We start from the raw sequence: 8466 nt of genomic DNA on the forward strand, positions 1-8466 counted from the left end.
CTGACTCCGGCAGATAAACAGAGCTTTCATTTACGGAATAGAGGAAATCCTCTTTACCAGTTAATGCAGAAGTGAAACGCTGCCTACTAAGATTAGATGTATTTTCATGGACCAGCGGGTGTATGAAGCTGTCTTGAATAAAATTCTTTCCTATTGACTGCTTAATTTCAGATGGCACCCAATATTTTTCTTTTGCAAATGGATAATGAGGAAGGTTGACTTTATTAGGAATCATATCCGCAAAAAGTGATTTACAAGACAACGTATAGCCACGGGTATAAAACTCGGCCAACGCAAATAGGTTCTCTCGGTACTTGGTCGGATTCCCTTGCTCCGCACGACATTCTTCGATTAAATCCTCTACAAATTTACTGATAGCAGACTGTGCTTTAAAGTCTTTTGGCAAACTTCCCGTAAATAGATTGGGGAGTTTTTCATTTTCATCAGCGTGCCTGAGTACATGGACTGCGTCTTCCCTGTCCTTAATCACCATAGCAAAACGATGGTCGAAATGATGTCTTCCATCCATCATTGTATAACTAATTTCAGCCAGTTCTTCCGCTCCAATTTTTCTGTTTTTTTCAAGTACATCCGTTAGGTCATATATCTTTTTCCATAAAGCTGCTGGCGTTTTCGCTGATAACGCAATAAGATAAAACGGAAGTTCTGTCTTTCCATGTACACGTTTTTTTATATTTCCTTTAGAGGCATAGCTCTGGAGCACGACATGGGCATTCGTACCGCTCATCCCAAAGGAGCTGACTGCACCAAGTCTGTTTTTCCCTTCTTTATCTGTCCATTTTCGATTTTCTCGATTAATGAAAAACGGACTGTTCTCCCACTGAATATAGTCATTTACCTGTTCACAATTGATGCTTGCCGGAATGGTCTCCTTCTTCAACGACATCACAAGGCTTATCAGGCTTACGATCCCTGAGGCCGCCAAGGTATGACCGATATTCGGTTTCGTGGACGTTAATGCACAGTAACTTCTTTCCTCTGTATAATCTTTAAATGCCTCCGCCAATGCATTAATCTCGATCGGATCACCGAGTTTCGTCCCCGTTCCATGGGTCACGATGTATTCCATATCCCTTGGATTGATATAAAAGCGCTCATAGACTTCTTTGATGAGATTGCTCTGTGAACGTCCGCTTGGCGCAGTAATTCCGTTTGTTTTTCCGTCATAATTAATCCCGCTTGCTACTATTGTTGCATAAATAGGGTTGCGGTCCTCTTCAGCTTTCGAAAGTCTTTTTAAGACGATGACAGCCACAGCTTCTGCTGGTACCATTCCGTTTGCACGCTTATCAAAGGCATAACACTTTCCGTCTGAAGACAGCATTCCTGCCTTGTCCATACTGTCGTAACCCTCGGGCGTGGTCAAAAGATTGGTCCCCGCCACGATGGCAGTATCGCATTCTCCGTTTCTGAGACTTTGGCAAGCCTGATGAACAGCTACAAGTCCTGACGAGCACGCCGTATTGATAGCGACATTCGGTCCGTCTAGATTCAGAAAATAGGAAAGTCTTGCCGCAAGGATGGCATTATGATTAGAAGTGATTCCTCCCTCACTCCCTACTAACAGCCTGTAATCACCTTCCTCTATTCCTACAAACATCCCTATCTTCTCACCTTCAAAAGACCCAGACCCGTAACCAGCATCCTCTAGTGCACTCCATGTTTCCTGAAGCAGCAATCTCTGTCTGGGATCCATCATCTCTGCTTCACGAGGTGATAGTTCAAAGAAGAAAGGATCAAATTCATCTACTCCCGGCACGACTCCAAATTTCCTGTTCGCTGCTTTGCCGTCGTGCGTATCACCTTCCCACCATTCGGCACGTTCATGCGGTGCTTCACGAATGACATCTTTTCCCTCAAATAGGATGGACCACAATTCTTCCACATTCCATGCATCCGGGAATCGTCCGCTCATACCAATGATACCAATCGGTTCTTCCCTCATATTAGAAGTTTTCCTGCCTGGACGATTACGCCTTGTATTTCTTCTCCTATTTTCAATGTTTCTGTTCTCTAATGATTTGTTGACTATAGCAGAAGCTCCCTCTTCTGCTGTATGGATTACTTCTACACCCTCCTGATAAAATATTTTCATTTCATCAGAATAACGTTTAAGTAAATATCCGCTCAGTCTATCCAAGGTTGGATAGGCAAAAAACACATCAGGTGTGATATCGATATCATAGCGGTTACTTAATGCGTTCGCGAGTTCAGAAAGACTTACTGAATCAAACCCAAAGTCCGCAAGGTTTTCATCAGCCTCCAGCTTTTCTCTCTGAATTCTGAGTATCTTGCTTACCGAGTCTCTTATTTCCCATAGTACGCACTCTTTTAAAGTCCAGCCTTTCATTTCAGGCTTTCTCCCTTTTACCGGTTTCTTGGCTTGTTGCTTTTCTTCTCTTACCTTCGTTTCCTCTTGACTAAATAATCTATAATCGGTCAAAGGTTCTTCAGTAGTATGTTTAGAATTCATGTGAGATTTAATCACCATAGTGAAGGATCAGCTCCTGTTTCGCCCTGATTTGTACTAATGTATCTCAAACCTGTAATATAACTTAATAGATTTCCATGCTCGTCACAGAAATCAATATCCATCTCTAAAACATCTGTATCGTGAACACCAACCATCTTATTGACACGAACCACTCCCCAGATGTATGAGCCTGACCCAACGATGAACTCCGCTTCCTCCATACTCACTGCTTTTGCTCCATAACAGAAATTACCGCTATATAAATGAAATGCATGCAAACATGAATCGAGTATAGCCGGCTCAAATATTATCGGATTTTTAGCCTCTTCATTTTCATTAGAGATAGAATCACTAAACTTAATTAAAAGTTCATTTGTCTCACCAGCAGCAAGCTCTTCAGTTGACCACAGCTCCTCAATATAACGAGTAAACTCTGAGTGAGTGTCTGCAGCATCTGCCATATTAGAAAATACATTATGGGAGTAAATCTCACGCAGAGCATTAAGATCGAGGATCTCAGGTGTAATCATCTCCATGAAAACCGCCTTACCTTCGCTGCATATGTGTCCTTCTCTGTCTATATCATTTTCACCATAAAGCTCCCATTCAACTTCACCATCATTTGCTTCGTACAAAGCAATTTGAATCTGACTGGAATCTTCATTTACAATAACTGGTTTGTTCCACGTAACATCCCTTAATGTAAGTGTAAATTCGTGATTATTCATATAAAGGCTGGAAGCTATACGCGCTACCTCAATATGAGCTCCTTCTAATAAAACCCCATCTCCCTTATTTATACCTTGCTTGAAGAACTTTTCTCTCCCCGTAAACCAGGAACTAAAACGTTGCCCGTTAATATCAGATATATTCTGATGAAGTAACGGATGTGTTATACCAGTCATATCTGCATTCGAAAGAGGCTGCGATTCTGGTATATCGGTTACCCAATACTCTTCTCTCATAAATGGATAGACAGGCAGGCTGACCCTGCGTGGTTTAGTATTGTGATATAGCTTTTCCCAATCAAGATCAAACCCTTTTACCCAATAATCCACAAGTTTTCTATACTTTCCTTTCAATCCCCACAATTCGATGACTTTTACTATGTCTTCATCATTCGCAAATATGGCCATATCTCCATTCGAACTCTTTGCATATCCCTGATAAAAGTCTTCTATATCTGTGCGCCCTCCTAGGAATGCAGCCAAATTTCCCTCAAGCTGTTGGATTCCTGATACAAGCATGCCCATTCTATATTCCATGGCTTCTCTCCCTACCTGAAGAGTATAGGCGATGGATGCTAGGTCCTCATCTTTGTAACGGTTTTGTTTTATTTCTGCATGCAGCCTTCGTGCACGTTCTTTCAATTGTTCGCTGCTTTTTGCAGATAAGATAATAACTGCTGTCTCATGCTTTCCTGACGGTATTTTTTGAATACTGTCCTCTGAACGATACTCTTCGATTATTACATGGGCATTGGAACCTCCTGCACCGAAGGCAGAAATTCCGGCTCTTCTCGGATATTCCTTTTCTGCACCGTTTTCCTTTATGATTGGTCTTTTCCATTTCCTTAAATACTGTGGTACCTCAAATGGTGAATTTTCAAAGTCAATATAGGGGTTCAGCGATTTTGAATGGAGAGATGGAGCAATTTCTCCGTGTTTCATTTGCATTAGCACTTTGGTTATTCCTGCAATTCCCGCTGCACTTTCACAATGTCCAATATTGGACTTAGCTGATCCGATTGCACAGAATTGTTTGTCATCCGTATACTCTCTGAATGCCTGAGTCAATCCCGAAATTTCGATTGGATCTCCCAAAGCAGTACCTGTTCCGTGAGCCTCTATATAACTGATTGTTCTAGGATTGATTCCGGCACGCTTCAGTGCTTTTCCAATTGCTTCCCTTTGGGCATTAGGATTTGGTACAGTGTAACCGTTTGTCTTTCCTCCATGATTTAGCGCAGTCTCTTTTATAACTCCGTATATATGGTCTCCATCTTCTACTGCTTTTGAGAGTTTCTTGAGCATTACGGCTCCAATGCCCTCCCCAGGAACATATCCATCTCCGCCTTCGCCAAAACTTAGACATTTTCCATTACTTGAAACGAATTTTCCTTGTGACAGCATTAGATATTTGTTCGGATGAATTGATACATTTACTCCTCCGGCAATCGCCGCTTCACACCCGCCCTGCTGTAGGGCCTGGCATGCCAGATGAATGGATGTCAACGATGAAGAGCACATGGTGTCTACCGCCATACTTGGTCCATGGAAGTTAAAATAATAAGATACACGATTAGCAATTGATGCAGCACTTCCTGATAATGTAATCGGTCTTCCCTGGCTTTGGGCCTGAGCACCATACAGTTGATACTCTTCATACATAACTCCAACATAAACACCTACATCACCCCCAAGTCCGCTGTCTTTATTTTTTCTGAGCATTTCTGGTGTATATCCCGCATCCTCGAGAGTTTCATATACACATTCAAGAAACAGTCTTTCCTGCGGATCCATGGTTTCAGCCTCACGCGGTGAAATGTTAAAGAACAGCGGATCGAAGTGTTTCACTCCGTCGATGAATCCTCCCCATTTACTGTATGTTTTACCGGTCTTGTTTAGGTTCTGATCAAAATAGGGTCGATAATCCCAGCGATCCTTCGGTATTTCAGTAATACAATCCTTCCCATCACGCAGATTATCCCAGTATTCCTGTACATTTTCTGCCATAGGATATTTACCTGATACTCCTACAATTGCAATATCCATTGCCTCTCTAGCACTCTTTTCAGCCTCAGGTTCCGGATGATACATAAATCTAGTCTTTCTTCTAGTCTGAATCGACTTATCTTTCTTCTCAGGTATACTTATAGTTTCAATCCTCGGAGCCTCAGTTACCTCAATACCAATAAGCCTATTCAGCTGTTCCCTGTATGACGCTAGAAAATATCCACTTAATTCCCAGAGAGTTTGGTATTCATAGAATAGTGTCTTTGGCAATGTTCCGAATATACTCTCTAATTTGGTGGTCAGTTCCAAGACCAAAATAGAATCAATTCCGTATTTCTCCATAGGGGCATTTGTTTCTATACGGGTTGCTGGTAACTTCAATACCTCTGATAAAACCTTCTTAAGGTAATTCGCAGTCTTTTCTTTTAAAAATTCCGGCTTAGTTTCAAATCCACTATGCTGTTCCTCTTGTGACGCATTCACTTGAACTGCCGTTATGTATGGCTCCTGTTTATTCATTCCATCAATGATTTTGTCAATGTTACCAGTCAGGCAAAGTACTCTTTCACTGTCTGTTGCCCAGCAATCATAGAATGCCTTGATTCCACTTTCTGTCGGCATGGCGATGAATCCAGTATTTCTTTCCATGATTCTCTCTTTCTCTTCGCCGATTCCCATTCCGCCTTCCTTCCATAACGGCCAATTAACAGACTGTGTTTTCCCTTTTCGCTGTCCCTTGGCAACCAGCTTATTTCTATAACCAGCATAAGCACTCATGAACTCATTGGCTGCCGCATAATCAGACTGTCCTGGATTTCCAAGGCTCCCAGATATAGAAGAAAAAATTATGAAGAAATCCATATCAAGATCTGCGGATGCCTCATCAATGTTGACGATTCCAGATACTTTCGGTTCAAGGACCTCTATGAATTCTTCCTGTGTCTTTTTAATAATGTAATTGTCTTTTATGATTCCGGCACTGTGAATAATTCCATCCAATCCTCCGTCTTGCTTAACAATACTAGATATTAATTCCTCTACCTGCTTGCTATCCGACACATCAACCTGTCGATACTGACTATTCATCCCCATTTTCTGAAGTTCTGTAAGATGCTCTCTAATTCGGTCATTTTCCTGTGAACGTCCCGTTAAAATAAGTGTTCCTCTACCTATTTTCTGTGCAGCCTCTTTCGCAAAAATCAGTCCGAGGCCTCCCGCTCCTCCAGTTATAAGATACGTTCCGCCATCTTTCCATGGCAGCTCTGCTTTTTCAGTTGTTTTCACCTGTTTCCATTCAGCAACATATCTTTTTCGATTTGTATATCGGATATGTTTGTCTTCTGGATTGTTTTTCTCCGACTTTATGATTGAGATAATGTCCGCATTATTTTCTTCTGCATCTATCTCTATAAACTGTGCCGATAATTTCGGATTTTCTTGACAAGCAGTCCTTAACATTCCCACCATTCCACTGTAAAGCTTCCCTTCCTCACTTCCTGGAACGATTATTTGAAGAAGTACACTGCCTCCATCTCGGTCTGCAAGAATATCCTTTATCTCCTTAAATACTTTTCCCGCATAAGTTTTAAAACGTGAATCTTTTTTATCATCACTGCTGTTTAGGCTTATACTGCGAATTAGAGTACTGATGCCTCCAGCCCGATATTGGCGTTCGTCTGGGATATTCTCTCTGTCACAATAAAAAACGATATGACGATTGTATTCATGTGTTTGTCTTGATACCGGCGCTTCTTTCCATTCAATTTCCATAATCTTTGTTTCGATCGGCTTTCCTTCTCCAATGCTTCCATCCAGCATACGTGAAGTGTAGCCTTTTATGCGTGCACATATATTTCCTTCGCCATCACAAAGGTCAATATCGTATTTGATCACCCTGTTATCTCGGCCTTGAACATTTCGAATGATTGCTCGCATTTCTGTATGACAGCGGCTATATACTTCCAACTCATCTATGGCAAATGGCAGGCTGGGCTTTGTTTCTATCTCTGTGTCCCCAGAACTTATAGCAAAACCGATGGATGCCTGAAAGATACCGTCCATGATACTAGGATGAAGCACATACTGTTCCGCAGTGTCCTTAACAGCATCCGGTACTTTTACTTTTGCAAAGACAATTCCTTTACCTATGCGAATTTCCTCGACTCCTCGATGGCCAGGCCCATACTGCATCTGCATTCTTTCAAATGTCTCATAACACTGTGTTGAACTTATTGTTTCCGTGCACTGTGCCTTTATGGAATTCAAATCCAATACAGAAGATTTTGTACCTTCAACCAACACTGCACTCCCCTGGCTATGCACAGTAAATCCTTTCGCTGTATCGTCCGTTTCCGTATATACCTCATAGGCAATCTCGCCGCTGTTCTTTGGATAAAGCCCAATATTCACCTGTACGGGCTGATCTGTAATGGTAATCGGTTTAACCCATCCAACATTTTGCAGTTTTATTCGTTCATAGTCCTTATCTGTACCGCCTGTTGCAAGTTGAACAGCTGCTCTTACCATTTCCAAAAAGGCTACTCCAGGAAGCGTTCGCTTACCTTTGATAATATGGTCAGCCAAGAAGAATTCATTTCCGGTAAAAATAGAACTGTATCTCTGTTCTGATAAATCGGAGGTATTTTGGTGAAGCAATGGATGTATTGAACCAACTTGTACTACACTTAGAGGATTTATTTCTTCCGGATAATCCATCCAATATTCTTCCTTGGCAAACGGATAGGTAGGAAGACTGACTCTTTTTAGCTTCCCATTATCAAACAGCTCTTGACACGACACTTCATAGCCTAGGCAGTAGAATTCAGCCAATGCATACAGACTCTCTCTGTACTTAGTCGGATTTTCCTGATCCTCATAACTTTGGTCGATGAGATCCCTCACAGATTTACGGATAGCACTCTGAGCTGTAAAGTCCCTAGGCACTCTTCCTTTGAACAAATTTGGCAGTTTTTCGTTCCCTTCAGCTTGTCTGAGTACTCGGACTGCATCTTCCATGTCTTTGATCACAACCGCACAGCGGCAGTCGAAGTGATGTCTTCCTTCCATCAGCGTATAGCTGATTTTTGCCAGGTCCATCGCTCCACTATTTTGAGATTTTTCAAGAAAACCCGCCATCTCATGAATTTTCCCCTGCAAGGCTTCAGGTGTTTTGGCCGATAAAACAAGCAAATAATATGGTTTGTCGTTCTGAGTGTTTTCCTTCTCTCTTACAGTACT

The 8466-nt window shown here is 41.8% G+C and carries 1 protein-coding gene and 2 pseudogenes; all 3 read right to left on the reverse strand.

Features of this window, described 5'->3' with window-relative positions; translation table 11 throughout:
• Positions 1–2494, reverse strand: a 2494-nt coding sequence (locus tag LNN34_RS21720; RefSeq protein ID WP_229044592.1) for a beta-ketoacyl synthase N-terminal-like domain-containing protein, incomplete at its 3' end; no start/stop codon positions are given.
• 11 nt (positions 2495–2505) lie between these two features.
• Positions 2506–5664 (reverse strand): annotated as a pseudogene (locus LNN34_RS22155) (beta-ketoacyl synthase N-terminal-like domain-containing protein); the annotation flags it as partial.
• Between the two features lie 261 nt (positions 5665–5925).
• A pseudogene (locus LNN34_RS22160) lies at positions 5926–8418 on the reverse strand (SDR family NAD(P)-dependent oxidoreductase); the annotation flags it as partial.
• Between the last annotated feature and the right edge of the window lie 48 nt (positions 8419–8466).

The sequence above is a fragment of the Bacillus sp. AF23 genome, assembly GCF_020861455.1.
In the GTDB taxonomy this organism is placed as follows: Bacteria; Bacillota; Bacilli; order Bacillales; family Bacillaceae; genus Bacillus; species Bacillus halotolerans.